The 26,755-nt window shown below is 42.3% G+C and carries 25 protein-coding genes; 21 read left to right on the top strand and 4 right to left on the bottom strand.

Translation table 11 applies throughout. The annotated features are described in order from the left end of the window. Positions 1-34 precede the first annotated feature (34 nt). The 8 genes from pspA (at position 35) to PSH50_RS15480 (ending at position 6,643) form a co-directional block, all read left to right on the top strand. Entirely contained in the window at positions 35-694 is a 660-nt protein-coding gene (pspA, locus tag PSH50_RS15515) for a phage shock protein PspA (RefSeq protein WP_004586906.1), read from the top strand. A 67-nt stretch (positions 695-761) separates the two neighbouring features. Further along, on the top strand, positions 762-995 hold the full coding sequence (gene pspB / locus PSH50_RS15510; protein WP_004586907.1) for an envelope stress response membrane protein PspB: 234 nt from the start codon (positions 762-764) through the stop codon (positions 993-995). Continuing rightward, positions 992-1,393, top strand: coding sequence for an envelope stress response membrane protein PspC (gene pspC, locus PSH50_RS15505; RefSeq protein ID WP_126007707.1), 402 nt, complete (start codon positions 992-994; stop codon positions 1,391-1,393). The genes pspB and pspC overlap by 4 nt, the downstream gene beginning before the upstream one ends. 55 nt (positions 1,394-1,448) lie before the next feature. Then, positions 1,449-2,873 (top strand): YcjX family protein, encoded by a 1,425-nt coding sequence (locus PSH50_RS15500; RefSeq protein ID WP_273609821.1) that lies wholly within the window; start codon positions 1,449-1,451, stop codon positions 2,871-2,873. Continuing rightward, complete coding sequence (locus PSH50_RS15495; RefSeq protein ID WP_273609820.1) at positions 2,870-3,898, top strand: TIGR01620 family protein; 1,029 nt, start codon at positions 2,870-2,872, stop codon at positions 3,896-3,898. The genes PSH50_RS15500 and PSH50_RS15495 overlap by 4 nt, the downstream gene beginning before the upstream one ends. A gap of 145 nt (positions 3,899-4,043) precedes the next feature. Beyond that, on the top strand, positions 4,044-5,225 hold the full coding sequence (gene megL / locus PSH50_RS15490) for a methionine gamma-lyase (RefSeq protein ID WP_273609819.1): 1,182 nt from the start codon (positions 4,044-4,046) through the stop codon (positions 5,223-5,225). Positions 5,226-5,462: 237 nt separating this feature from the next. Further along, positions 5,463-6,260: a phenylalanine 4-monooxygenase gene (phhA, locus tag PSH50_RS15485; protein ID WP_273609818.1), complete on the top strand. Its 798-nt coding sequence runs from the start codon at positions 5,463-5,465 to the stop codon at positions 6,258-6,260. Positions 6,261-6,298: 38 nt separating this feature from the next. Further along, positions 6,299-6,643, top strand: coding sequence for a 4a-hydroxytetrahydrobiopterin dehydratase (locus tag PSH50_RS15480; protein WP_004586913.1), 345 nt, complete (start codon positions 6,299-6,301; stop codon positions 6,641-6,643). Between the two features lie 87 nt (positions 6,644-6,730). On the opposite strand, the gene PSH50_RS15475 is transcribed toward PSH50_RS15480, so the two are convergent. The 4 genes from PSH50_RS15475 to map all read right to left on the bottom strand — a co-directional run bounded on the left by PSH50_RS15475 (position 6,731) and on the right by map (position 13,633). Further along, positions 6,731-8,761: a BCCT family transporter gene (locus tag PSH50_RS15475; protein WP_273607446.1), complete on the bottom strand. Its 2,031-nt coding sequence runs from the start codon at positions 8,759-8,761 to the stop codon at positions 6,731-6,733. Positions 8,762-9,090: 329 nt separating this feature from the next. Further along, positions 9,091-9,918, bottom strand: coding sequence for a 2,3,4,5-tetrahydropyridine-2,6-dicarboxylate N-succinyltransferase (gene dapD, locus PSH50_RS15470; RefSeq protein ID WP_273609817.1), 828 nt, complete (start codon positions 9,916-9,918; stop codon positions 9,091-9,093). A gap of 9 nt (positions 9,919-9,927) precedes the next feature. Beyond that, positions 9,928-12,546: a [protein-PII] uridylyltransferase gene (gene glnD / locus PSH50_RS15465; RefSeq protein WP_024033810.1), complete on the bottom strand. Its 2,619-nt coding sequence runs from the start codon at positions 12,544-12,546 to the stop codon at positions 9,928-9,930. A gap of 268 nt (positions 12,547-12,814) precedes the next feature. Then, the gene (gene map / locus PSH50_RS15460; RefSeq protein WP_223230592.1) at positions 12,815-13,633 is read right to left on the bottom strand and encodes a type I methionyl aminopeptidase; all 819 of its coding nucleotides are present in this window, start codon (positions 13,631-13,633) and stop codon (positions 12,815-12,817) included. A gap of 238 nt (positions 13,634-13,871) precedes the next feature. Here map and rpsB point away from each other — a divergent pair, with 238 nt between their 5' ends. From rpsB to lpxA, 13 genes are all read left to right on the top strand, one after another. Continuing rightward, positions 13,872-14,600, top strand: a complete 729-nt coding sequence (gene rpsB, locus PSH50_RS15455) for a 30S ribosomal protein S2 (protein WP_004586918.1) — start codon at positions 13,872-13,874, stop codon at positions 14,598-14,600. 105 nt (positions 14,601-14,705) lie between these two features. Next, positions 14,706-15,557: a translation elongation factor Ts gene (gene tsf / locus PSH50_RS15450; protein ID WP_029773685.1), complete on the top strand. Its 852-nt coding sequence runs from the start codon at positions 14,706-14,708 to the stop codon at positions 15,555-15,557. Positions 15,558-15,716: 159 nt separating this feature from the next. After that, positions 15,717-16,466, top strand: a complete 750-nt coding sequence (pyrH, locus tag PSH50_RS15445) for a UMP kinase (RefSeq protein ID WP_039972186.1) — start codon at positions 15,717-15,719, stop codon at positions 16,464-16,466. A 13-nt stretch (positions 16,467-16,479) separates the two neighbouring features. After that, on the top strand, positions 16,480-17,037 hold the full coding sequence (gene frr / locus PSH50_RS15440) for a ribosome recycling factor (RefSeq protein WP_004586921.1): 558 nt from the start codon (positions 16,480-16,482) through the stop codon (positions 17,035-17,037). Positions 17,038-17,118: 81 nt separating this feature from the next. Beyond that, complete coding sequence (locus PSH50_RS15435) at positions 17,119-17,898, top strand: isoprenyl transferase (RefSeq protein ID WP_004586922.1); 780 nt, start codon at positions 17,119-17,121, stop codon at positions 17,896-17,898. A gap of 21 nt (positions 17,899-17,919) precedes the next feature. Continuing rightward, positions 17,920-18,786 carry a phosphatidate cytidylyltransferase gene (locus PSH50_RS15430; RefSeq protein WP_004586923.1) on the top strand — a complete coding sequence of 289 codons (867 nt, stop codon included), beginning with the start codon at positions 17,920-17,922 and terminating at the stop codon, positions 18,784-18,786. Next, entirely contained in the window at positions 18,783-19,988 is a 1,206-nt protein-coding gene (gene ispC, locus PSH50_RS15425) for a 1-deoxy-D-xylulose-5-phosphate reductoisomerase (RefSeq protein WP_029773686.1), read from the top strand. The genes PSH50_RS15430 and ispC overlap by 4 nt, the downstream gene beginning before the upstream one ends. Before the next feature lies 1 nt (position 19,989). Beyond that, positions 19,990-21,342 (top strand): sigma E protease regulator RseP, encoded by a 1,353-nt coding sequence (gene rseP, locus PSH50_RS15420; protein WP_004586925.1) that lies wholly within the window; start codon positions 19,990-19,992, stop codon positions 21,340-21,342. A gap of 102 nt (positions 21,343-21,444) precedes the next feature. Continuing rightward, entirely contained in the window at positions 21,445-23,916 is a 2,472-nt protein-coding gene (gene bamA / locus PSH50_RS15415; protein WP_024033814.1) for an outer membrane protein assembly factor BamA, read from the top strand. Positions 23,917-23,927: 11 nt separating this feature from the next. Beyond that, the gene (locus tag PSH50_RS15410; protein WP_024033815.1) at positions 23,928-24,446 is read left to right on the top strand and encodes an OmpH family outer membrane protein; all 519 of its coding nucleotides are present in this window, start codon (positions 23,928-23,930) and stop codon (positions 24,444-24,446) included. Between the two features lie 7 nt (positions 24,447-24,453). After that, positions 24,454-25,476 carry a UDP-3-O-(3-hydroxymyristoyl)glucosamine N-acyltransferase gene (lpxD, locus tag PSH50_RS15405; RefSeq protein WP_273587092.1) on the top strand — a complete coding sequence of 341 codons (1,023 nt, stop codon included), beginning with the start codon at positions 24,454-24,456 and terminating at the stop codon, positions 25,474-25,476. A 26-nt stretch (positions 25,477-25,502) separates the two neighbouring features. Further along, entirely contained in the window at positions 25,503-25,955 is a 453-nt protein-coding gene (gene fabZ, locus PSH50_RS15400; protein WP_004586929.1) for a 3-hydroxyacyl-ACP dehydratase FabZ, read from the top strand. Positions 25,956-25,957: 2 nt separating this feature from the next. Next, positions 25,958-26,728, top strand: a complete 771-nt coding sequence (lpxA, locus tag PSH50_RS15395; protein WP_029773689.1) for an acyl-ACP--UDP-N-acetylglucosamine O-acyltransferase — start codon at positions 25,958-25,960, stop codon at positions 26,726-26,728. Positions 26,729-26,755 lie beyond the last annotated feature (27 nt).

The raw sequence follows: 26,755 nt of genomic DNA, 5'->3' as shown, positions 1-26,755 counted from the left end.
GACCAACTAAGTTTATATTACAGAGGTAAATGTTATGGGAATTTTTTCACGTTTTGCAGACATTGTTAATTCTAATATCAATGCCATTTTAGATAAAGCAGAAGACCCAGAAAAAATGGTTCGTCTTATTATCCAAGAGATGGAAGACACATTGGTAGAGGTGCGCTCTACTTCAGCTAAAACACTGGCTGAGAAAAAAGAATTAGTACGTCGTGTAGACACACTAAAAGCACAAGTAAGTGATTGGCAAGACAAAGCAGAGCTTGCACTAAGTAAAGACCGCGACGATTTAGCGCGTTCAGCATTACTAGAAAAGCAAAAATCGGCAGAAGCAGTCGCAGCAGTAGAGTCTGAGCTTGAGCATGTAGAGTCTCATATTGAGAAACTTCAGCAAGAAGTCACCACTCTACAAGAAAAGCTAGCCGATGCTAAAGCACGTCAAAAGGCAATTATTTTACGTCAACGTTCGGCTGAGTCGCGCCTTGAAGTGAAAAAAGCCCTTGATAGCTCTAAAGTAGAAGATGCACTTAATCGCTTTGAGCGCTACGAAACTAAAATTGATGGACTAGAATCTCAAATAGAGTCTTACGATTTAGGTAAAAAGTCGCTTGCAGATGAAATTGCCGACCTACAAAAAAATGAAAAGATAGATGATGAGCTTGCCGAACTTAAAAAGAAGCTAGCTGATAAATAACTTATAAAGGGGTACTTAAAGTGCCCCACTGCTTAAAACATCGATTACGGATTGTCAGGAGAGGATTATGTTTGATCCAGAGATACTAATTGCACCATTTATCTTGTTCATGATTTTTGTTGCGCCACTGTGGTTAATTTTGCACTACCGTAGCAAAAAGCAAGTGAGCCAAGGGTTAAGTGAGCATGAACATCGCCAGTTATTGGAACTTGCCCACAAGGCCGAAAAAATGGCTGATAGAGTAGAAACCCTTGAAGCATTACTCGATCAAGAGTCACCACAATGGAGACGCAAAGTATGAGTGCCAAACGCGAATTATTAAGAGACCCACAGCGCGGCAAAATCGCCGGTGTATGTGCGGGATTAAGTGACTACTTTAATATGGAGTTATGGTTAGTTCGCATTATTTTTGTTAGTGCGGTACTGCTAACGGGTGGCCCATTATTTGTGGTAGCGTATATTGCAGCGTGGTTTATTTTAGATAAAAAAGACCCCATAACTATACATGCTAGTAGCTCAACTAAAACTGACGATCCGCTAGAAGTTAAATTTAAAGTATGGCAAAAAGGCGAGCCACCGCGCCGCGCATTGCAAGACTTAAAAGAGCGTTTAACGCGAATAGACACGCGTCTTCAAGATATGGAGCGCCATGTTACTTCAAGCGAGTTTACGGTTAGCCGTGAAATCAACAAACTTTAAAGGATTTAATAGCACTTTGTTCGGTGATTAAGCATCAATGAAGTGCTAGCCCATTATGAGTAGCACTTCATTTGCCAAAAAAACCTTTAAAAGTATTAAAGGTTCAGCCCAAAAAGCCCTTCATCGCAGTTTAGATCAACACGTAAAATTGGCCGTAACCGGCCTAAGTGGCAGTGGTAAAACCGCGTTTATTACCGCACTTGTTAAGCACCTTACAACACAAAGCGATGATAAAAACTTACCGTTTTTTGATGTAATGCGAGAGCACCGCCATATAGCCACTAAAGTGGTGCCGCAAGAGGCGTTAAAAGTCCCTACGTTTGACTATCCGCGTGCACTTAATGCCTTGCTCCCAACTGATGGGGAGCCTACATGGCCTGCATCAACCGAGCGTATTAATACCCTGCGTTTAGCGATTAAATACCAAAGCGCATCAGGGTTACGTGGGCATTTTTCGCCGCAATCTACGCTGTATTTAGACATTATCGACTACCCTGGTGAATGGCTACTTGATTTACCTATGCTTGAGCAAAGCTATAGTCAGTGGTGCGAGCAACAATATCCGCTATTGTTACAGCACCCGCGTGTGAACACCTCTACTGAATTTTTAAACGCGCTTGAACAGCTTGATTTAAATGCCCCTGTAGATGAAGGCTTACTTGCACACATTGCAGCGCTTTATCAAAGTATGCTGGTAGGGCTTAAAAAAGATACTAAGCTTGCCATGTTACAACCTGGGCGCATGCTTATGCCTGGTGACTTACAAGGTGCGCCGCTTTTGTTGTTTTTTCCGGTAAATGCGCAGCATATAAAAAGTGATGAGGTAGTGGCAGGCTCTAACTTAGCGCATTTAATTAAGCGCTTTAACGCCTATGTAAAAGAGGTGGTTAAGCCATTTTATAATGAGCACTTTAAACACTTTGACCGCCAAATTGTGTTGGTAGACGTACTCAGCGCTTTAAATGAAGGCCATGAAACACTCCAAGAGCAAAGTAGTGTAATAAACCAATTACTCTCACACTTTAATTACGGCGAGTCGGGATTTTTTAAGCGTTTATTTAAACCCAACATAGATAAAATACTGTTTGCTGCAAATAAGTCAGATCATATAAGTGCAAAGCACCATAAAGACTTAGCACTACTACTTGACTCATTAGTGCATGAGCAAAGTAATCACTTAAAGTTTGATGGCGTACAAATAGAAACCATGGCAATGTCGTCAATTGCAGCAACGCAGCCGTGCCAAGTGGCCGATAAAGGCCAAACGCTTGATTGCATTTATGGCAAACCACTTAACGAGCAAGATTGGCTTACTTATTTACCCCCACAGCCACCAAAGCGCATGCTTAATAAAAATGAGTGGCCAGCGCAGGGCTTTGAGTTTTTATCGTTTGCGCCTATGCCAAACCCCGATAAGCAACTTAAGCATATTCGCCTTGATCATGTGATGCAGTACTTGTTAGGAGACAAATTATCATGAACGACACACAGCAAACTTTTCAAGCAGGTAGGCGAATTGATAGCCAAGCTGATGAACAGGTTGAGGCGACGCTTGCTCCTGCAAAAATAATTACCCAAGGTCAAAGTGAATACATTGAAGAGCCTGAAGATGAACTTCTTGATGAAGAAATAGACCTAGAGCCGGTATATAAAAAGTCTAAATGGCAAACGCTTAAAGGGGTGTTTGCTGTAAGCTTTTTAGTGTTAGTGCTTTTAGAATTTGCGTATTCGTTAGTGTTTGCGTTTCAGCAGTCGGTCATTTTAGGCGGCGTGTATTTAACGGCGGTGGTAAGCGGTGTGTTGCTAATTGGGCGCATGCTATGGCGCGAATACAGAATGCTGCGCAGTTTAAAGCGTAATCAATTACACCGCCAAGAAGCCGACAGACTCTTAAATAGTGAGCAAGTAGGTGGCGCATTACCCTGGCTTGAAAAACTAAATAAGCACCAACAACTAGACAACTTCGAAGCGTTTAAAAACCAAGTGGCTACCCACCATAGCGATAAAGAAATAATGACCCTTTACGCAAATAGCTTGCTTATAACGCAAGACACCAAAGCTAAAAAGCTTATAAATCGTTTTGCGACAGAGTCAGCGTTGCTTGTTGCCTTAAGCCCACTTGCGCTGGTGGACATGATGGCGGTACTTTGGCGCGGTACTAAATTAATAGAGCAAATTGGTAAAATTTATGGCATTGGTTTTGGTTACGCAAGCCGCATTAAGCTCTACCGTATGCTAATAAAACAAGTTATGTTTGTAGGCAGTGCTGAGCTTGTATCTGATTTAGCAGCCACAGCGCTCAGTGCTGAGCTTTTAGGTAAGCTTTCGGGGCGTGCAGCGCAAGGTGTAAGCGCCGGTATTTTTACAGCACGTATTGGTTACAAAGCAATGGAGCTTAGCCGCCCATTACCACGGCTTGAAAACAAACGCAGCTTGTTAAAAGGCACAGTGCAAAGTATTGCCAGCAAAATCATGAGCCGTAAAAAGGCCGAGCCAACGTCCTAAAGTAGCAGTGGCAATATTTGTGTACAAAACCGCGCTGAGCGGTTTTTGCACAAATAGCCATCTGAGCATCCGGCATGCTTGTGATTTAAACTGCGGTGCGTTTTATTTATGTAATTGACACACATAATAAAAACGAGATCACACAATGAGCAAGCAGCATATTAATACCCAATGTATTCATGGCCCGCAAAAAGCAAACGATCCGCACGGCGCACTCACGTCGCCTTTGTATCAAACCTCTACCTTTCATTTTGAAAATGCAGCACAAGGTGCCGCGCGTTTTGCAGGCGATGAGCCCGGTTATATTTACACCCGCCTAGGTAACCCAACCACCACCGAACTTGAGCAAAAAGTAGCACAGTTAGAGGGCTGCGAAGCTGCAGCGGCTACCGCCACAGGTATGGGCGCTGTATCGGCGTCGGTATTAAGCTTTTTATCGCAGGGCGATCATTTAATTGCATCAAGTGCATTATATGGATGTACTTTTGCGTTTTTTGCTCACATGTTACCGCGCTGGGGAATAGAAGTTACTTTTGTTGATATGACCAACGAGGGCGAGCTTCGCGCTGCTATAAAACCTAATTCAAAAATGATATTTGTAGAAACGCCAATCAACCCCACAATGGCAGTCATTGATTTAGCCTTAATTGGCGCGCTCGCTAAGCAACATAATTTAATTAGTGTGGTCGACAACACCTTTTTAACGCCACTGCTGCAATCACCTAAGCAGTACGGCATAGATATTATTGTGCACAGTGCCACTAAGTACTTAAACGGCCATGGCGATGTAGTAGCGGGGCTTGTGTGTGGAACGCATGAGCACATTACCTTAATAAAAATGACGGTACTTAAAGATATTGGTGCCACCATAAGCCCGCACGACGCATGGCTTATTAATCGCGGATTAAAAACTTTAGCCATACGCATGGAGCGCCATTGCCAAAGCGCGCAAACGGTTGCCGAATATTTAGAGGCGCATCCACAGGTTAATATTGTTTATTACCCTGGGCTTAAATCGCACCCTGGCAACAAATATATAGGCAAGCAAATGAAAGCCGCAGGCGGCGTTATCGCATTTGAAATTAAAGGCACCCTTGCTCAAGGATCGCAGTTTATAGATAGCATGAAGCTTTGCACACTTGCTGTAAGTTTAGGTGATGCCGAAACGCTTATTCAGCACCCCGCATCAATGACGCATTCTCCTTACACACCCGAGGAGCGAGCAGCCGCAGGCATAAGTGATGGCTTAATAAGACTCTCTGTAGGGCTTGAAGATGTTAACGATATTATTGACGACTTAAACCAAGCTTTTACATTAATTTGTTAGGTGTATTTATTTGTGTACAGTTGAGTTTACCCTTAACGCCTTTAATTTAATGGTTGTATAATATTAATGCCGTTGGTGTAATTTTAACTATACACTTTAGGGGATCGTGCTAAATGTAGATGTCCGCCTAACTATTAAACTTTTCTTCACTTTTGCATAGTATGGCTGCATTAGATATTCACTCATCTTGAGTACCACACTGACACACATTTAGGGCTTAACCCCAAGAAGGTTATTATGGCTAAAGCAAGTAAATACACCTCTAAAACACCTGATGAAAACGGTGTTATTCATTGGAGCGAAGAAGAAAATAAAATTTGGTCTGAGCTTGTTACGCGCCAACTTGCGTGCATAGAAGGCAAAGCTTGTGATGAGTACATGGAGGGGCTTAAAAAAATAAACCTACCACACGATCGTATTCCGCAGTTAAGCGAACTCAACGAAGTGCTTCTTGCCACCACCGGTTGGCAAGTAGCGCCTGTACCTGCGCTTATCGATTTTGATGAATTTTTTAGGTTATTGGCAAACAAACAATTTCCGGTAGCGACGTTTATTCGTAGTCGAGAAGAGTTTGACTACCTGCAAGAGCCTGACATTTTCCATGAAATATTTGGCCACTGCGCTATGCTAACAAACCCCGACTTTGCCGAATTCACACACAAATACGGCCAGTTAGGGTATACAGCGCAGAAAAAAGATCGTGTATACCTTGCACGTATGTATTGGTTTACGGTTGAATTTGGTTTAATGCAAACCGAAAACGGCCTGCGTATATACGGCGGTGGTATATTATCAAGCCCAGGTGAAACCCAGTACGTGTATTCAGATACACCAGAGATAACGCCTATGAGCGTAATTGATGTGCTGCGTACGCCGTACCGCATTGATATTATGCAACCACAGTACTACACCATAAATTCGATTCATGATCTGTTTGATATATCGCAAATGGATATTATGACTTTGGTTGAGCAAGCTAAAGCGCTTGGTTTGCACGACCCAAAATTTCCACCTAAAGAAAAATTAGCCGGTTAACTTTAATTTAAAAAGAAACGCTAAAGTAAGGATTTAAAATGTCTTCATTAAGTGAACAAAAATGCGAAGCCTGTCACGTAGATGCGCCAAAAGTATCTGAGGAAGAGCTTGCCCAACTTATTACAAAAATTCCAGACTGGGTACCAGAGGTACGCGACGGCATTATGCAACTTGAGCGTGTTTATAAGTTTAAAAACTTTAAGCAAGCTATGGCGTTTACCAATAAAGTAGGTGATATGGCAGAAGATGAAGGCCATCACCCAGGTTTATTAACCGAGTGGGGCAAAGTAACCGTAACGTGGTGGAGCCATTCAATTAAAGGCCTGCACAAAAACGATTTTATTTGCGCAGCTAAAACAGACGACGTATTTAACGCGCTGTAATTAAAAAATTAATTGAGCAGACTAAAAAGGCACTTTTCAGTGCCTTTTTTATTGCATCAAAATTGCGCTGTTAAATAAAGCGCTTATTTAAGGTTTGTCGCTATTTAACATGTCATCGTGTTCGGCCATATCCCACGGAAGTTCCCCTGGGCTGTTACCTAAAAAGTGTAAGTAATTCTCAAATTGATCAAGAATGTCCTTCACAATATCATCTTCACTGTAGCCATATACATCGTAAGATAACCCACCGCGGCGTAAGAAAACATCTGCCTTGTAATACATCTCGGAGTTATCAGCATCCGGTTTTAGCTCTGTATAGGCAAAGCTTGGCATTGGGTGCTCAGTAAGGCGAATATCATACACAAAATCAACATGTTCATGGCGTAGTACGGTTAAATGGGCGCGGCCTAAGTCAGTATCAAAATCTACCTCGGCATGCCACTGGCGCGCTTTTAATTCTGCTTGAACAGCTTGCATTGCTTGTACCACCACACTACTAATGAAGGTATGCACTTTTTCCTTATTCGGATAATTAACCATAGCGGCTAACCGGCGCTTCCAATGAGATAGGTTAACATTACGGCTATTGAGCGCATGTGCTTGTAAGCTCGTATCGCGATGGCCTTCAATGGTAAGTGCGCGCCAAAGTCCCGCGGTTGCAATAAGCATAATAACAGCAAAGGGTAGGGCACTGGCTATTGTCATAGTTTGTAGTGCACTTAGCCCACCTGCTACTAATAAAACAGCAGCCACAGCGCCTTCAAGCACAGCCCAAAACACCCGTTGCCATGCAGGCGTATCAATACTCCCGCCAGAGGCGAGGGAGTCAATAACTAACGAGCCCGAGTCAGATGAGGTTACAAAAAAGGTAATGATTAAAATAACCGTTAGTAGCGAAATAATAAACGATAACGGTAGCACTTCAAATAATTGAAATAGCGCAACGGCATGGTTTGCTTGAACATCGGTTATTAAAGTATTAAACCCTTCATTCATTATTAAATTTAGCGCGGTATCACCAAATACAGAAAACCATAAAAAGGTAAAAATAGTCGGAACTAGCATCACGCCCACAACAAATTGCCTAATGGTTCTGCCGCGGCTAATTTTAGCGATAAACATACCAACAAAGGGTGCCCACGCTATAGTCCAGCCAAATATAAATAGAGTCCAGTTACCAATCCAATCACTACGGCTATAGGCTTGTAAATTAAAAGTACGCTCAACAATACCGCTAAGGTAGCTGCCGGTATTTTGTAAAAACGATTCAAGAATATGAATAGTCGGGCCAATAAAAAACACAAAGGCCATTAATGATACGGCGAGTGTCATGTTTATTATAGATAAACGCTTCACGCCTTTATCCATACCTGCCACCACAGAAAACGTTGCCGCTGCGGTAATAATAACAATAGCGGTAATTTGTACCGTGGTATTAATAGGGATGCTTGGCCATAAGTAGTGCAGCCCGGCATTAATTTGAGTAACCGAAAGCCCTAACGTTGTGGCAATACCAAATAGCGTGCCTAATATGGCAAACACATCAACAGTGTGCCCAATAGGGCCATATATTTTATCACCAATAAGTGGATACAAGGCTGAGCGAATAGACAGCGGAAGACCGTGGCGAAATGCAAAGTAAGCAAGCACTAAACCAACAATCCCATAAATTGCCCATATATGAAAACCCCAATGAAAAAATGCAATTTGCATAGCCTGCTTAGCGGCATTAACGGTTTCTGCGGCGCCCGCAGGTGGAGATGCATAATGGAGCACGGGTTCTGCTACACCAAAATAAAGTAATGCGACTCCGTAACCGGCCGAAAATAGCATGGCAAACCATTCGCCAAAGCTGTATTGCGGTTGCGCATGATCAGGCCCCAGCTTGATATTTCCCCAGCTGGAGGCGGCAACACAAACGATGAAAACTAAGAAGATGGCAACTGATAACATATAAAACCAGCCAAAGGTTTCTGTTATCCACTTGAGGGCGACACTGAATGCTTGCCCTGCCAGTTCAGGGTTACTACTTGTACCAATGACCAAAAGCAGAATAATAAATACCGCAGGCAAAAATACCGGTAGCAAAATAGTTGAGCGTAAAGCAGTTTTTGTCATATTAATCCTTAATATTAATTGCTAACTTTCAAGTATGCTTTACTACCTTATTATATCTTGGGTGTGTTGGCTAATTCAGTCGTTTATTTTGTATACGTATATTGCTTTGAATTAAGGTTGAGTTGAGCACAGAGAAACCCAACGGTTTAGCTATTTAAGAGATAAACTCTAATCTAAACAAAAAAGCTCTAAACCCAAAGGGCTTAGAGCTTTCTAAATTTTGTTAAAACACTAAGCTTTAATGTGCCGTTGGGTTTTGTTTCACTCAACCCAACCTACGTTTAACACCAATCAGCTTAGGGCTTACAGCTAAAAGCTTATCGCTTATTTTAATCATCAATTGAGCGTAGTAGGGCGTTGATGCCTACTTTTTCACGTGTTTGTTGATCTACCTTTTTCACGATAATTGCAGCGTACAGGCTGTGGGTGCCATCTTTTGATGGTAATGCGCCTGGCACAACTACAGCACCTGCTGGTACGCGGCCGTAATGAATTTCGCCGGTTTCACGGTCATAAATACGAGTGCTTTGGCTAATGTAAACGCCCATTGAAATAACAGCGCCTTCCTCTACTACTACACCTTCAACAATTTCAGAGCGTGCGCCAATAAAGCAGTTGTCTTCAATGATGGTAGGGTTAGCTTGTAGTGGCTCTAAAACGCCGCCTATGCCCACGCCGCCCGATAAGTGTACGTTCTTACCAATTTGTGCACACGAGCCAACAGTTGCCCATGTATCAACCATGGTGCCTTCATCAACGTAGGCGCCAATGTTCACATACGATGGCATAAGTACGACGTTTTTACCTACAAAGCTGCCTTTACGTGCTACAGCATTTGGTACTACGCGCATGCCACCTTGCTGAAATTGCTCCGGTGTGTAGTCGCTAAATTTAAGCGGTACTTTATCGTAAAACTGGTTTACGCCGTCGTTCATTGGTTGGTTATCGCGAATACGGAACGATAATAAAACGGCTTTTTTAAGCCATTGGTGTACGACCCATTCGCCTGATATTTTTTCAGCAACACGGGCTGCACCGCTATCAAGAAGCTCTAGTGCGTCAATAATCGCTTGTTTTACTTCGCTAGATACACTGCTTGGGCTAATGCTATCGCGGTTATCCCAGGCGTTTTCTATCATGGTTTTTAAATCTGACATGGTGTGTCCTTATTCTGTTTCGGCGTTGAATTTTTTACGTAATGCCTGATGAATTTTGGCTTGCTCTTCATCAGTCAGCGCTTGGTATTCGTTATTTGATACGACAAAGAAATCCTCTGCACGTTCACCTACCGTTGTAATACGGGCTGCGTGAATGTGTAATAAATGCGCTTGGAAAACTTCGGCAATTTTAGTAAGTAAACCGGGTATATCAACAGCTTGAATTTCTATTAGGCTGCGATCTTTACGTGCATGAGGGCGCAGCACTATTTTAGGTTTAATATTAAAGTCTTTAAATCGTTGCGAGCGATTCTTTTTAAAGCGTATTTTTTTACGTGGTTCGCTAAGTGCTTGCTCAAGCCCACGTTTAATTGACTGAGCACGGCTACTTGCAATAGGGTCGCCGCTCACTTCAAGTATTACAAAGTTAAATAGGGCGTAGCCGTCTTTGGTAGTAAGCACTTGAGCGTGTTGTATTTGCGCCTTTTTAGAACCAATTACGCTAACTAAGCGAGCGAATAACGGCCCAGAATATGGGCTATAAGCAAACACTTGCGTGCCACCATGCATTGCTTTATCAGAAACAATGACACTGGGTAGGCTTAAGTCTGCGCATTTTAATAGGTGCTCGGTTTGCCATGATATTTGCTGCTCGCTAAAGGCAGTAAAGTAATTGGCTTTAAAGCGGCTCCAAATTAAATCAATTTGGTTTTCTAGGTAGCCCAAATTAAGTAAGCGCTGTTTAGCTTGGTGTTTTTTATCGCGTATTTGGTCGCGTTGATCCATTGGGTTTTCAAGCCCTAGGCGTAATGCGCGCTGAGTATGTAAGTATAACTCGCGTAGTAGGGTGTTTTTCCAATCATTCCATAAGTTGTCGTTGGTTGCGCGTATATCGGCAACGGTTAAACAATAGAGGTAATCGAGTTGGCGCTCTGTTTTTACGCGTGAGGCAAAGTCTTTAATAACACCTGGGTCATTTATGTCTTTACGCTGCGCAGTAACCGACATAAGTAAATGGTTACCAACTAACCACGATATAAGCTTGCCATCAGATGATGGGAAGCCATGTAATTTAGAAAAAGCAATGGCATCAACCGAGCCTAGCTCTGAGTGATCGCCGCCACGCCCTTTAGCAATATCATGAAAAATACCCGCTAAATAAAGCAGCTCAGGCTTATCCATACGAGTTACTATTTCACTACAAATAGGAAACTCGCTCACTTTAGATTTATCAAAATATTGGTAAATATTATTGATTAATTTATGGGTGTGCTCATCTACTGTGTAGGCATGAAATAAGTCAAATTGCATTTGCCCAAATATATTACGCCACTGCGGTAAATACGCGGCCAGCATGCCGTGTTTGTGCATGAGCGTGAATGCGCGGCCCATGCCGTTAGGGTGTTTTACAATACGCATAAATGCCTCGCGACACGCTGCGTAATCTTGTAAGTCACCTAATAAACGCCTGCGTACTTGCCTAATGGTACGAATAGTACTTGGGTAAATATGGGTAATTTCGGGGTTGTCGGCAATATGCTCAAACAAAACAAAAAGTTGATCGCGTCTAAAAAATACCGATGGGTTTTTAACCCTAATTTGGTGCCCAACGCGTTCAAAGTCTTTGTCTAACTCAATCACTGGCGCTTCGCTGCTCTCTGGCATAATACTTTCTTCAAAGTACGATAGCAGCATTTGATTAAGCTCGCGTACGCGGCTCATTATTCTAAATAAGCGTTTCATCATACGCTCAACCGAAGCTTTACCATCGCTACCAAAGCCAAGTATTTCAGCTGTGTGTGGTTGATGGTCAAACAACAAACGGTTTTCTGAGCGCCCAGCGGCTAAATGCAGTGCAAAGCGAATATTCCAAAGGTTCTCTAGGCACTCCGAAAGCTCCTGAAACTCTTCATGCGTTAAGTAGCCGTGGCTAATTAGCTCTTGTAGGGTTTCGGCTCTAAAGTGCTTTTTAGCAACCCAAATAATGGTTTGCAAATCGCGAAGACCACCGGGATTTTCTTTTATGTTTGGCTCTAGGTTGTAAGCAGTGCCGTGGCACTTTTTGTGGCGTAGGTTTTGCTCTTGCACTTTGGCTACAAAAAATTCGCCTGAGCGCCAAACAGGGGTTTCTATAATATGCGTTTTGAGTTTTTCAAACTCAATGTGATTACCAAAAATGAGCCTGCTTTCGAGCAAGCTGGTGGCAAAGGTAACGTCTTCACGTTTTTGCTCAATGGCTTGTTCAATGGTACGTACGCTGTGGCCTATCTCTAAATTGAGATCCCATAGCATGGTAACAAACTGGCCTATTTTTTCGCATATTTGCTCGCTAGGCGGCTGCGTAACAAGCAATAAAAAGTCAATGTCGGAGTAGGGGTGTAGCTCGCCACGGCCGTACCCGCCCACGGCAATAAGGGCAAGATCAGGCTCGTGAGCTAAATCGTAAACATGAAACAGTTTAATTAGCAGGCGGTCTATAAACTCAGCCCGGGCATTAATTAAATTACCAACTGGTTGCTTAGAAAATTCGTTATGTAACCACTTATAAAAATAGCTAGAACAATCGCGATAATCGCTCAGTTGCTCAGCATCGCTAAGTAACTTTTTTACTTTGTTGGGTAATGCCACGTGGGCTGGCTCCTTATTGAACCGTTAGCATTGATAAATAACCTGAATGTGAAGTAATAAGTTTATCCCAAGCGGCTATTTTCAGTGTTAACAGTGTTGAATCCACTTGCAAATAGGCTCGCTATTTGGCGCGTCAATTCGATTTGTTTTCACTGAAAATCTCCGGTTTGGGAAAAATAAATTAAATATTACATATAATTCAGTATGTTATTAAGTATATTAACCCGATTAGAGGTTAAATACTTTTTATCAAGCGGCTCGGTTTTTATTAGTGTTCGATAATCCTGTCGATAGTATCATCTGATCGCAGCGTTAAAATTTCAACACCATTTTCAGTCACTAATAGGGTGTGTTCCCACTGTGCAGACAAACTACGGTCGCGTGTAACTACAGTCCACTCATCTTTTAAAAGTTTACACTGGCGCTTACCTGCGTTAACCATTGGCTCTATTGTTAAACACATACCGGCTTTAAGTGTTTCGCCAGTACCCGCTTTACCGTAGTGCATTACTTGAGGCTCTTCGTGAAATTCGCTACCAATACCGTGGCCGCAGTATTCACGTACAATTGAGTAGTTAAAGCTCTCTGCGTATTTTTGAATTGCTTCACCAATATCGCCTAAACGCACGCCTGGTTTTACCATTTTAATGGCAAGGTATAAGCTTTCTTGTGTTACTTGTGCAAGGCGTTTACCTTGAATGTTAGGCGTACCTACATGAAACATCTTTGAGGTGTCGCCGTGGTAACCGTCTTTAATTACGGTTACATCAATGTTGACGCTATCGCCATCTTTTAGCGGTTTGTCATTTGGAATACCGTGGCAAATTACATGATTTACAGAGGTACAAACCGACTTAGGAAAACCGTGGTAATTTAGTGGCGCAGGGATAGCATCTTGCACATTTACAATATAATCATGACAAATTGTATTTAGCTCATCAGTAGTCACACCTGGCACTACATGTGGTTCAATCATTTCAAGTACGTCTGCCGCTAAACGCCCGGCTACACGCATTTTTTCAATTTCTTCAGGGGTCTTGATCACAGCGCTCATTGAGGCTCCAAAGTTGCGTTTTTTAACATTTATCGTCGCACAAATTTTGCACGCGACGTTGAGTATTTAATTTTAATATGGTATAAAGCGCGCCGTCTTTTTACAAATAAATTCTTAAATGATTTTTTGTATTTAAGGCAAACACAATTTTATTTTAACACACACACGTATCGTCACATACACTTGGGTGCATTTGAAGTTTAAATACTTCGGTGTTGGTGCTATGGGATATGTGGAGGCCTAACCCTAAACTACATAGAGGATTTACAAAATGGCAAACGTTTCAATGCGCGATATGCTTCAAGCTGGTGTTCACTTTGGTCACCAAGCACGTTACTGGAACCCTAAGATGAAGCCTTTCATCTTCGGCGCACGTAACCGTGTACATATCATCAACCTTGAGCAAACAGTACCAATGTTCAACGACGCACTTAAGTTTTTATCAAGTGCTGCTGCAAACAAAGGTAAAGTTCTTTTCGTTGGTACTAAGCGCGCAGCAAGCGAAGCAGTTAAAGAAGCTGCTTTACAAAGCGACCAGTTCTTCGTTAACCACCGCTGGTTAGGTGGTATGTTAACTAACTGGAAAACAGTTCGTCAGTCAATCAAGCGTCTTAAAGACCTTGAAGCTCAAAGCCAAGACGGTACTTTCGAGAAGTTAACTAAGAAAGAAGCGTTAATGCTTACTCGCGAAATGGAAAAGCTTGAAAAGAGCCTTGGCGGTATCAAAAACATGGGTGGCCTTCCAGACGCTATCTTCGTTATCGATGCTGATCACGAGCACATTGCTATCCGTGAAGCAAACAACCTAGGTATTCCAGTTGTTGCAATCGTTGATACTAACTCTAACCCAGACGGTGTTGATTACATCGTACCTGGTAACGATGATGCTATCCGTGCAATCAACCTTTACACTAGCTCTGTTGCAGCTGCTATCACTGAAGGTCGTGAGAACAACATCGTTGCTCAAGCTGAGAAAGACGACTTTGTAGAAGCTGAGTAATTAGCTGTCATCAAGTCTTCATCTTTTTAAGGTGAAGACTTGCTATTCTTGTAGAGCGGTTTACCCGCTTATCTAATACCTGATTTCAGATTTGAGGATTTACTAATGGCTGTAACTACTGCCCTAGTTAAAGAATTACGCGAGCGTACTGGCGCTGGCATGATGGATTGTAAAAAAGCGTTAACTGAAACTGATGGCGACATCGAGTTAGCGATTGAAAACATGCGTAAGAGCGGTGCTGCAAAGGCTGCTAAGAAAGCAGGTAACATTGCTGCTGAAGGTACTATCATCATCAAGCAAAACGATGGTGTTGCAGTACTTGTAGAAGTTAACTGTCAAACTGACTTCGTAGCAAAAGACGAAAGCTTCTTAGCGTTTGCTAACAAAGTTGCTGACGCTGCTATCGCTGAAACAGTCACTATCGAAGACTTACAAGCTAAGTTTGAAGAAGACCGTGTTGAGCTAGTAACTAAAATTGGTGAAAACATCAACGTACGTCGTCTTCAGTACATCACTGGTGAAACACTTGTTGAATACCGTCACGGTGAGCGTATTGGTGTTGTTGTTGCAGGTGTTGCTGATGAAGAAACACTTAAGCACATTGCAATGCACGTTGCTGCTTCAAACCCAGAGTACTTAACGCCTGAAGATGTACCTGCTGACGTTGTAGAAAAAGAAAAGCAAGTTCAAATCGACATCGCGATGAACGAAGGCAAGCCTGCTGAAATCGCTGAAAAAATGGTTGTTGGCCGCATGAAGAAATTTACTGGTGAGGTTTCTCTTACTGGTCAAGCTTTCATCATGGAGCCTAAAAAATCTGTTGGCGAAATTCTTAAAGAGAAAAACGCAACAGTTACTAGCTTCGCACGTGTAGAAGTTGGTGAAGGTATCGAGAAGAAAGAAGAAGATTTTGCTGCTGAAGTTGCTGCTCAAATTGCAGCTGCAAAAGGCGAGTAAGATTAACTATTTGTGATGCATAAGGAAATTAGATGCCATTAAAGTACTATTTGCTTTTGCGTCACGCTTAGAAATTCTTTAAAATAACCGCGCTTTTATGTTTATCATAAGCGCGGTTATTTTTTACCCATAATTTAATAAAAAGTTGGCCCCAATACTATGACTATCAATCGTAAACCTATTTTTAGACGTGTTCTTCTCAAATTAAGTGGTGAAGCTTTAATGGGAGACGAAGGCTTCGGCATCGACCCAAAAGTGCTAGATCGTATGGCCCAAGAAATTAAAGAGCTGGTAGAACTCGACGTAGAAGTGGGTTTGGTTATCGGCGGTGGTAACTTTTTACGTGGCGGATCACTAGCAGAAGCTGGCATGAACCGCGTAGTTGGTGACCACATGGGTATGCTTGCAACCGTAATGAACGGCCTTGCAATGCGTGATGCACTACACCGTGCATTTGTTAATTGTCGTTTAATGTCGGCAATCCCTCTAAACGGTGTATGTGATGCATACAACTGGGCTGAGGCAATTAGCTTATTAAAATCTGGCCGCGTTGTTATTTTTGCAGCAGGTACTGGTAACCCGTTCTTCACTACCGATTCTGCTGCGTGTTTACGCGGTATTGAAATTGAAGCCGACACTGTAATTAAAGCGACTAAGGTTGATGGCGTATTTAGTGATGATCCGGTTAAAAACCCAGAAGCCACGCTTTACCGTCACTTAAGCTACAATGAAATTATTGATAAAGAACTAAAAGTAATGGATTTAGCGGCGTTTACACTCGCTCGCGATCATAATATGCCACTGAGCGTATTTAACATGAATAAATCAGGCGCCTTAAAACGCGTAATTATGGGTGAAGAAGAAGGCACACTTATCTCTTCACAAGCCTCAGATGAAGTAATCAAATAATTAGGATTAAACCGTGATTAACGATATTCAAAAAGATGCGCAAGAGCGCATGCAAAAAAGTGTAGCAGCACTAGGTAGTCAACTATCAAAAATTCGTACAGGTCGTGCTCACCCAGCAATTTTAGACGGCATTATGGTATCGTACTACGGTGCTGATACACCGCTTAACCAAGTGGCTAATGTAACGATTGAAGACTCTCGTACGCTTGCTATCGGCGTATTTGACAAGTCTTTAGCGCAAGCTGTAGAAAAAGCAATTATGGCGTCTGACTTAGGTTTAAACCCGATGTCTGCTGGTACAGTAATTCGCGTACCACTTCCTCCGCTTACAGAAGAGCGTCGTAAAGATTTAATTAAAATTGTACGTGGCGAAGTAGAAAGCGGCCGTGTTGCTGTGCGTAATATTCGTCGTGACGCTAATGGCGATGTAAAATCTTTATTAAAAGATAAAGAAATTTCTGAAGATGAAGCGCGTCAAGCAGAAGATACAATTCAAAAGCTTACAGATAAATTTATCAAAGAAATGGATGCACAACTAACAGCGAAAGAAGCTGAGTTGATGGAAATCTAAACAGCTAAATAACCTCAATGCAGGTTATGAAATATATTAGTTTTGAAACGCCGTCTAGGGTATACTAGGCGGCGTTTTTTTATGGAATACTCAATATTTATGGTTCTAGACGCTGATACAATTTCACAGCAATGTTTACCTAAACATGTTGCCATCATCATGGATGGTAACGGGCGTTGGGCGCAAGCTAGAAATAGACCTCGTGTGTTCGGGCATAAAAAAGGCGTGGACGCAGTTCGTCAATCTGTTCAGTTTTGTACTAAATTAGGGATACAATCGTTAACCTTATTTGCTTTTAGTAGTGAAAACTGGCGCCGCCCCGAAGACGAAGTAAACACTTTAATGGAGCTTTTTTTGTTTGTTTTAACAAAGGAAGTAAAAAAGCTTCATAAAAATAATGTAAAACTGACCATTATTGGAGATTTATCACGATTCTCTGAAAGTTTACGTAGCAAAGTAAACGCTGCGCATGAGCTAACAGCAGATAACACCGGTTTGCATTTAAACGTGGCTGCTAATTATGGCGGTAGATGGGATATGGCAAATGCAGCAAAGCAACTAGCACTTCAAGTTGCAAACGGACAACTCAAGGCAGAGGATGTTACAGAAGAGCGCTTAGCACAGCATATGAGCATGGCAGACCAAGCGGAGCCGGATTTACTAATTCGCACGGGTGGTGATGTTCGTATTAGTAACTTTTTACTATGGCAAGCTGCTTATGCGGAACTTTACTTTACCGAAACTCTTTGGCCTGATTTTAATGAAGCAGCATTTGCTGAGGCCATTGCGTGTTACGTTGCCAGAGAGCGACGTTTTGGTTGTACGGGCGAACAAATAAAACAATTACTCGCTCAAACCTAAAATAGAATAAGGGTCACTATTTTGTTAAAACAACGAATTTTAACCTCGGTTGTATTAGCGCCGTTAGCGCTAGCCTTGGTTTTTTATACTCCACTAACATTGTTTAGTTATTTTGCCGGTATTATTGTTTTACTTGGCGCGTGGGAGTGGTCTGCTTTTATGGGCCTATGCACAAAATTAAAACGTGGTGCGTTTGTGGTGTTAATTGGCGCGTTATTGGCGCTGTTAAATTTACATTGGCCGATTGAATCACTGTGGCAAAACGGCCAGCTGGTCGGGGATGCAAATTACTTATTTACGCTCTCGTTTGCTTGGTGGATTGTGGCCAGTTATTTAATTTGGCGCTACCCAGCCATGGCCAAAGCATGGAACGAAGGCTTGGTAATGCGCGGCATTGCCGGGTTGCTTACTTTAATCCCACTTTGGCTTGCACTCAATACCTTACGTAGCGCGCAATACGCTGAATCAACGCACTTTGGCTCGGTACTGATTTTAGTGGTACTTGGTATTGTGTGGAGCGCCGATGTAGGGGCTTATTTTACAGGCAAAAGTTTTGGTAAGCACAAGCTTATGCCAAAGGTGAGCCCAAATAAAACCATCGAAGGCCTAGCAGGCGGTGTGGTTGCATCGATTATATTTGTTTTAGCTTTTTGTCACTTTACCGGTGTGGATTTTGCTGTATGGCCTATTTATGCCGTAATGACCGCCTTTATAGCCTTGTTTTCGGCTGTCGGTGATTTACTCGAAAGCATGTTTAAGCGTGAAGCCGGCCTTAAAGACAGTGGTCGCTGTTTACCCGGCCACGGCGGTATTTTAGATAGAATTGACAGCTTAACCGCAGCAGCCCCAATGTTTGTAATGTGCTATGCATGGACCTTGAGTTTATGAGCCAACAGCAACAACTTGTTATTTTAGGCGCTACAGGTTCAATTGGGTTAAGTACATTAGATGTTATAGCGCGAAACAAAGCGCTATTCAACGTATTTGCCCTCACTGCAGGCCACAATGCAAAAAAAATGGCTGAGCTGTGTATTGAGCACGAACCGTTATATGCGGTTATGGCCACACAAAGCGCTGCAGAGCAATTATCATCGTATTTAAATAATACGCCATGCCAAACCTTAGTAATGCACTCACAGCAGGCTATGAGTGATTTATGTGCGCATCCCGATGTCGATACCGTCATGTCAGCTATTGTTGGCGCTGCCGGCTTACTGCCCACACTAAGCGCCGTTGAAGCAGGTAAAAAAGTACTGCTTGCCAATAAAGAATCGTTGGTTATGTCAGGGCAGTTGTTTATTGATAAAGTAAAACAGCATAAAGCCACGTTGTTACCTATTGATAGCGAGCATAACGCTATTTTTCAGTGCTTACCTCATTCACTTCAAAACGCAAACGCTGATCAAAATTTACAAGAGCATGGCGTAAGTAAAATATTGCTTACCGGCTCTGGTGGGCCATTTTTAACGCGCGATATAAATACCTTAAAAGAAGTAACAGTAAGTGAAGCCGTCGCTCACCCTAATTGGTCTATGGGGCAAAAAATATCGGTAGATTCAGCCACCATGATGAACAAAGGGCTTGAATTTATTGAAGCTAAATGGCTGTTTAATTGTGACACCAGCGATATTGATGTGGTGATCCACCCGCAAAGTATTATTCATTCTATGGTGCAATACCACGATGGCTCCATTTTAGCGCAAATGGGTAACCCCGATATGCGCACACCTATTGCACACGCACTCGCTTACCCAGATCGAATTAACGCGGGTGTAAAACCACTCAACTTTTCGGATATTTGTGATTTTTCGTTCACAAAACCTGATTTTGCGCGTTATCCAAATTTACAACTTGCTATTGATGCGTGCAGCGCGGGGCAAGGCGCAACCACAACGGTAAATGCAGCAAACGAAATAGCGGTTGCGGCATTTTTAAAAGGCCAAATTGGCTTTACTGACATTTATAAAATTAATGCACAAACGCTTGATGCGGCCACATTCACTAACGTACAAAGCCTAGATGAAATATTAGCGTGTGACCAACAAGCCCGCCAACGTGCAGCGGACCTAATAACAAAAGTGACTCATTAATATGTTAGATTTTTTTTGGAATCTTGGCTCGTTTATTTTAGCGCTGGGCATTTTAGTTGCTATTCATGAATATGGGCACTTTTGGGTGGCCCGTAAAATGGGTGTTAAAGTGCTGCGCTTTTCGATTGGTTTTGGTAAACCGCTTTTAAAGTGGCACGATAAATACAATACAGAATACGTAATTGCTGCTATTCCGCTGGGTGGCTACGTTAAAATGCTTGATGAACGCGTGGATGAAGTGCCAGAAAATGAGCGCCATTTGTCATTTAACGCTAAATCGGTTCAGGCCCGTATAGCCATAGTGGCAGCCGGCCCGCTGGCTAATTTTTTATTTGCTATTGTGGCGTTGGCGGCTATGTACATGGTAGGCGTGCAATCGGTAAAACCTGTAGTGGGTAGTATTACCGAAGGTAGCAGAGCAGAGCAGGCGGGCATTATGCCCTCTGAACAAATTATTAAAATTGGTGATGACACGATTGCCACCTGGCAAGATGCAACTTTTGCACTTATGTCGAGCTTAGGTGAGCAAAGCGTGCCCGTAGTAGTGCGTAACGAAAACTACCAAGAGCAAACAAAAATGCTTAACGTAGAGGGTTGGAAGCTCGATCAACAAGACGTGCCGCCACTGAGTTCGTTGGGTATTGTACCGTTTAGACCCCAAGCCACATTAACCATTGCGGCTATTACTAAAAATTCAGCAGCCGAACTGGCTAATTTGCAGGTTAACGATACGATTATCGCTGTAAATGGTGAAACAATAAGCGATTGGCAGCAATTAGTTAATCTTATTACGCAATCGGCTAACAAATCTTTACAGTTTAGTGTAAAAAGACAAGATAGTATAAATAGCGTAACAGTAACGCCTAAATCGCGCATTAATGAGCACGGTATTGAACAAGGGTTTTTAGGTGTTGCGCCGGTTGTTCAACCTTGGCCTGAGGGCTATGTTGAAACCCGAAGCTTTGGTCCGCTTGATAGTATTGCTCGTGGTACCCAAGAGACCTGGCGCCTTATAACGCTTAGCTTTGACATGATTGGTAATTTAATTACAGGTCAGGTTTCGGTTAAAAATTTAAGTGGCCCTGTGGGCATTGCAGTTGGTGCAGGAACTAGCGTAAGCTACGGGCTAGTCGCCTTTTTGAGCTTTTTAGCGCTAATAAGCGTTAACTTGGGAGTATTTAATTTATTACCTCTGCCAGTGCTTGATGGTGGACACTTAATGTATTACATAATTGAACTTTTCCGTAAAAAGCCGGTCTCTGAAAAGACACAAGAATTTGGTTTTAAAGTGGGCGCCTTGCTGCTCATATTTTTAACATGTTTCGCTTTGTTCAATGATGTATCGCGTTTGTAGTTACAGCGTGACAATTACTAATTAGAACACGATTGTAAGCATCACTAATTATTAGTTTTGATGTTAAGCGGTAATACAGTTGTAAAGGATAAAGATAATAAAATGGCTATAAAAAAACATTTGGCAGTTTCAAGTTTATTGGGTGCAAGTTTTGCAGCCCTGGGCCAAAACTCCTTTATTGTTGAAGATTTAAAAATTGAAGGTTTGCAACGTGTAGCACTTGGTGCAGCACTAACGCATGTTCCTATCAATGTGGGCGATAACGTTGATGACTATACGATTTCAAAAACAATAAAGTCACTTTATCGTTCAGGTCACTTTGACAACATCAAAGCGTTACGCGATGGTAATAACGTTATTTTTAAAGTGACTGAGCGTCCTACTATTAGCTTTATTGAGTTTGAAGGCAATAAAGATATAAAAGACGAGCAGCTTAACGAATCACTCGATCAGCAAGATATTCGCCAAGGTGAACCGCTTGATAAAACCGTTATCGATAATATCGAAAAAGGGTTGGTAGAGTTTTTCCACAGTATTGGTAAATACAATGCCACCGTTGATATTAGCGTAACTAAGCTGCCACGTAACCGTGTAAAGCTTAAGCTAGAATTTGACGAAGGCGAAGCCGCCTCTATTCGTCAAATCAACTTAGTTGGTAACGAATTATTCTCTAACGAAGAGCTTTTAAAGCTTGCTGAATCGCAACAAGATTTACCGTGGTGGCAGTTTATGGGTAGCGACCGTTACCAAAAACAAACCATTGAAGGCGATTTAGAAAAAATTCGCAGCTTTTACTTAGACCGCGGTTACTTACGTTTTAATATCGACTCTACGCAAGTATCAGTAAGTCCTGAGCGCGAATCTGTGTATGTAACTGCTAACTTAACAGAAGGTGTTAAGTACACAGTTAAAGGTTTTGACTTTATCGGTGATTTACTTGGCCGAGAAGAGCTAATCAAAAGCGTTATCCCACTTCGCGCCGGCGAGCTTTACAATGGTTCAGTGGTGACCTCATCTGAAGAATTTATCAAAAGCTATTTAGCGCGCTTTGGTTATGCCAATGCCGAAGTACGCACAATTCCAGAAATTGATGATGAAAAACAAGAAGTGCAACTTACGCTGTCGGTAAATCCGGGCAAGCGTGTGTACGTACGTCGTATCATCGTTGGTGGTAACCAAAATACCGCTGATGAAGTACTTCGCCGCGAAATGACACAACTTGAAGGTGCATGGTTATCTAATCAAAACCTTGAGCGCTCAAAGCTGCAAATTCAACGTTTACCGTACATGGAAACTGTTGACTTTAACGTAGTACCAGTACCGGGTGTAGATGACCAAGTAGACGTAGACTTTACAGTAAAAGAGCAATCGGCCGGTAGCTTTAACGCGGGCTTAGCGTATGGCTCATACGCAGGGCTTCAGTTTAATATTGGTGTGACCGAATCTAACTTTTTAGGTACGGGTAATCAAATTGGCTTAAACTTAAATACCTCTACTGGTTCTGAAAGCATTAGCTTGTCGTACACCGACCCTTACTTTACGCCAGATGGTGTATCGCAAGGCAGCAGTATTTTTTACAACAACTACGATGCCAGTAAATTTAGCCTAGTAGATTATAAATCAACAAGTTACGGTATTGGTACCAATATTGGTTTCCCAATTGATGCGGTAAACCGTGTTAACTTTGGCGTACGTTGGATTCAAGAAGAACTTTCAGAAATTGCCGAGTACGAACAAACTCGCGTACTACGCGAAACCTTCTTAGATGAAGAAAACCCAGATGCTGGCTTTGACTTTACTAAATATGAGCTAAGTGTTGGTTGGTCGCGTATCACAGTTAACCGTGGTTTATTCCCAACAGCGGGTTCGCGCCAAACATTAAATTTAACAGCCACAACGCCTAACTCTGACCTTCAGTATTTTAAACTGAACTACGATTCGCGTTTTTACTGGCCAATATCTAATGACCACCGTTGGGTGTTCTCAACACGTGCAGCGCTTGGTTACGGTAATGGTTATGGGTCAACCAATGGTTATGAGCAAACTCTGCCATTCCAAGAGTTCTTCCGTATAACGGAAATGGAACTACGTGGCTTTGACCGTAATACTATATTGCCGCGTGCTGTATCACGTGTTCCTTTATCAATCCCTGGTACGCCAGGTGCTGATGGTACTACAACCGGTAGCATCGGTGGCTCTGATGAGTTTGATATTTTAGTACCACAAGGGCGTATTGGTGGTAATGCAAAAGCGGTTGCAGGTATGGAGTTAATTGTACCTACGCCGTTCTTAGATGAAGAAAACACCAGTTCTGTACGTACCAGTTTCTTTGTAGATGCTGCCAACGTATGGGATACTGAATTTAACGTTGACCGTTTCCAAAACTTAGCGCCAGATGAGCGTGCTAAGTTAGATGATTACTCTGATCCAATGCGCTTTAGGGTATCAACCGGTTTATCTTTACAATGGATCTCTCCAATGGGTCCAATGCTGATTAGTTTTGCGTATCCATTGCAAAAAGAAGAAGATGACGATACAAAGACCATCAGCTTTAATATTAGTAACACTTTCTAAAGGAGTTTTTTGTGAAAAAATTATTTAAATCAACAGCAGTAGCCGTGTTAGCAACATTGATGATGGGCACCTCTGCAAGTGCATTTGCCCACAAAGTAGGCATTGTTGATATGCAAGAGATCTACAAGCAAATTCCTCAAATGGCTAAAATTGAGCAGTCTTTACAAACTGAGTTTGCTGAGCGTCGTCAAGAGCTTGAAAAACTACAAGGCGACATTCGCTTTGAAGCAGAAAAATTTAAGCGTGAAAGCACTACAATGAGCCAAGCTCAAAAAGATGCACTACGTGACAAAATCCAAGGCATGCAACAAAACCTTGCTGAAAAAGGTCGTCCTTTAGAGCAAGAAATCAAAGCACGTCAAAACCAAGAGCTTGCTAAAGTTCAGGGTTTAATTGTTAAAACAATTGAAGAAATTGCTAAAGATGGCGACTTCGATGAAGTTAAAGTTAAAGACACTACTATTTACTTTAACCCTAAAGAAGTAACTGATCTTTCAAGCAAAGTTGTATCAGCAGTTAGTAAGAAATAATCACTCTATGCAAAATTATACGCTTTCGCACATTGCGGAACTTCTAGGCGCCGAACTTCAAGGTGATGGCGCTTTAGAAATTACAAAAATAGCTACACTTGCAAATGCCCGTTCTGGGCATATTGCATTTTTAGCGAACTCAAAATATCGTACGCAGCTTGAAACCACACAAGCCAGCGCTGTTATTCTTAGCGAAGCCGATGCACCGTATTTTAGTGGCGCAAAAATCATTGTTGGAAATCCGTATGTGAGCTACGCAAAGCTTGCACAATTTATGGATACAACCCCGCAAGCGGCGCAGCAGGGTATACACGCTAGTGCGACTATTCACCCAAGTGCAACGGTAAGCACAAGTGCTGCCATTGGCGCAAATGTTGTTATAGAAGCCGGTGCTGTAATTGGTGATAACGCACAAATTGGTCCGAACAGTTTCATCGGTGAACGTGTTAAAATAGGTTCTGGCACAAAGCTTTGGCCGAGTGTGACTATTTATCACGATGTTGAAATTGGCGCTGATTGTTTATTTCAAGCAAACAGTGTGATTGGCAGTGACGGATTTGGCTATGCAAACGAGCGCGGGCAGTGGGTTAAAATTCCTCAGCTAGGCTCTGTGATTATCGGCGACAAGGTAGAAGTGGGCGCAAGCACAACAATTGACCGCGGCGCACTCGATAACACGATTATTCATAGTAATGTGATCATCGATAACCAATGTCAAATAGCACACAATGTTGAAGTTAACTCGGGTACTGCAATTGCAGGCTGTACTGTACTAGCAGGTAGTGTAACCATTGGTAAAAACTGCCAAATAGGTGGCATGACCGCAATTAATGGTCACATGTCAGTATGTGATGGTGTTATAATTACCGGCATGAGTATGGTGACTAAATCGATCACCGAGCCGGGTATTTACTCATCTGGTATGCCCCATACAACTAATAAAGAATGGCGTAAATCAATTGCCCACTTGCGTAATCTTTCAGACATGAAATCACGTCTCAAAGCGCTTGAAGCATTGGCTAAGTCATAACGTTGAACACTAATAAGGATGCTATTTTGGCAAACGAATTAAATAGCCTTGATATTCAAGAAATTTTAAGTTTATTACCACACCGCTACCCGATGCTTTTAATTGATCGTGTAATTGACTTTACGCCTGGCGAGTCACTTCATGCGATTAAAAATGTATCGGTTAACGAGCCTATTTTTACTGGCCACTTTCCAAATCAGCCAATTTTCCCTGGTGTGCTAATATTAGAAGCCATGGCGCAAGCCACCGGTTTATTAGGATTTAAAACAGTAGAAAACCGTAGCGATAACGAGCTTTACTTATTTGCTGCAGTCGATAACGCACGTTTTAAACAGCCAGTTATACCGGGCGATACAATGCATTTGCATGTAGAGTTTTTAAAAGAGCGTCGCAATATATGGAAATTTGCCGCTGAAGCAAGAGTCGACGGCAAGGTTGTATGTAGTGCCGAAATTATGTGTGCGAGAAGAGAGTTTTAATAGTGATCCATTCTACAGCAATAATCGAACCTGGCGCTAAACTAGGCAACAATGTCTCAGTTGGTCCATATAGCTATATTGGCAATGATGTTGTGATCGGTGATGACTGTATTATTGAGTCTCACGTTGTTATTAAAGGGCCATCTACTATTGGCTCTGGCAATCATATTTTTCAATTTGCGTCAGTAGGCGAAGCCTGCCAAGACAAAAAATATAACAACGAACCAACCACTCTTATTATGGGCGATAACAACGTTATACGTGAGTGTGCAACCATTCACCGTGGTACTATTCAAGACCAAGGTGTTACTAAAATTGGTAGCAATAACTTATTTATGGCGTATACCCACGTTGCTCACGATGCCGTAATTGGTAATAACGTTATATTTGCTAATAACGCAAGCGTTGCAGGCCACGTGCATGTAGGCGATTGGGTTATTTTAGGTGGTAACTCAGGTGTGCATCAATTTTGTAAAATTGGTGATCACGCATTTATTGGCATGTACTCAGGTGTTAATAAAGACGTACCGCCATTTGTAACCACCATTGGTATGCCAGCAGGCCCTGCTGCGACCAATAAAGAAGGTATGAAGCGTCGTGGCTTTGAAAGCGACGAAATTATGGCCGTACGCCGTGCTTATAAAGCGTTTTATCGTAAGAGCTTAAGTGTGGACGAAGCAATTGCCTCACTAAGTGAAGATGCCGCTAAGTATCCTGCAGTACAAACCATGATTGATTTTGTGAAAAGCTCTGAGCGCGGTATCGTAAGATAAGCGCTTTATGCTTTTAAAAAAAACCAC

The sequence above is a fragment of the Pseudoalteromonas sp. Angola-7 genome (assembly GCF_028599255.1).
Lineage (GTDB): Bacteria > Pseudomonadota > Gammaproteobacteria > Enterobacterales > Alteromonadaceae > Pseudoalteromonas > Pseudoalteromonas atlantica.
The sequence above is the reverse complement of the archived record's forward strand: the minus strand, read 5'-3'. Positions and strand labels throughout refer to the sequence as shown.

Excerpts from the sequence above, each read along its gene's own strand:
- pspA (WP_004586906.1), top strand. The coding sequence starts at position 35 with ATGGGAATTTTTTCACGTTTTGCAGACATTGTTAATTCTAATATCAAT.
- pspB (WP_004586907.1), top strand. The coding sequence starts at position 762 with ATGTTTGATCCAGAGATACTAATTGCACCATTTATCTTGTTCATGATT.
- pspC (WP_126007707.1), top strand. The coding sequence starts at position 992 with ATGAGTGCCAAACGCGAATTATTAAGAGACCCACAGCGCGGCAAAATC.
- PSH50_RS15500 (WP_273609821.1), top strand. The coding sequence starts at position 1,449 with ATGAGTAGCACTTCATTTGCCAAAAAAACCTTTAAAAGTATTAAAGGT.
- PSH50_RS15495 (WP_273609820.1), top strand. The coding sequence starts at position 2,870 with ATGAACGACACACAGCAAACTTTTCAAGCAGGTAGGCGAATTGATAGC.
- megL (WP_273609819.1), top strand. The coding sequence starts at position 4,044 with ATGAGCAAGCAGCATATTAATACCCAATGTATTCATGGCCCGCAAAAA.
- phhA (WP_273609818.1), top strand. The coding sequence starts at position 5,463 with ATGGCTAAAGCAAGTAAATACACCTCTAAAACACCTGATGAAAACGGT.
- PSH50_RS15480 (WP_004586913.1), top strand. The coding sequence starts at position 6,299 with ATGTCTTCATTAAGTGAACAAAAATGCGAAGCCTGTCACGTAGATGCG.
- PSH50_RS15475 (WP_273607446.1), bottom strand. The coding sequence starts at position 8,761 with ATGACAAAAACTGCTTTACGCTCAACTATTTTGCTACCGGTATTTTTG.
- dapD (WP_273609817.1), bottom strand. The coding sequence starts at position 9,918 with ATGTCAGATTTAAAAACCATGATAGAAAACGCCTGGGATAACCGCGAT.
- rpsB (WP_004586918.1), top strand. The coding sequence starts at position 13,872 with ATGGCAAACGTTTCAATGCGCGATATGCTTCAAGCTGGTGTTCACTTT.
- tsf (WP_029773685.1), top strand. The coding sequence starts at position 14,706 with ATGGCTGTAACTACTGCCCTAGTTAAAGAATTACGCGAGCGTACTGGC.
- pyrH (WP_039972186.1), top strand. The coding sequence starts at position 15,717 with ATGACTATCAATCGTAAACCTATTTTTAGACGTGTTCTTCTCAAATTA.
- PSH50_RS15435 (WP_004586922.1), top strand. The coding sequence starts at position 17,119 with ATGGAATACTCAATATTTATGGTTCTAGACGCTGATACAATTTCACAG.
- ispC (WP_029773686.1), top strand. The coding sequence starts at position 18,783 with ATGAGCCAACAGCAACAACTTGTTATTTTAGGCGCTACAGGTTCAATT.
- rseP (WP_004586925.1), top strand. The coding sequence starts at position 19,990 with ATGTTAGATTTTTTTTGGAATCTTGGCTCGTTTATTTTAGCGCTGGGC.
- bamA (WP_024033814.1), top strand. The coding sequence starts at position 21,445 with ATGGCTATAAAAAAACATTTGGCAGTTTCAAGTTTATTGGGTGCAAGT.
- lpxD (WP_273587092.1), top strand. The coding sequence starts at position 24,454 with ATGCAAAATTATACGCTTTCGCACATTGCGGAACTTCTAGGCGCCGAA.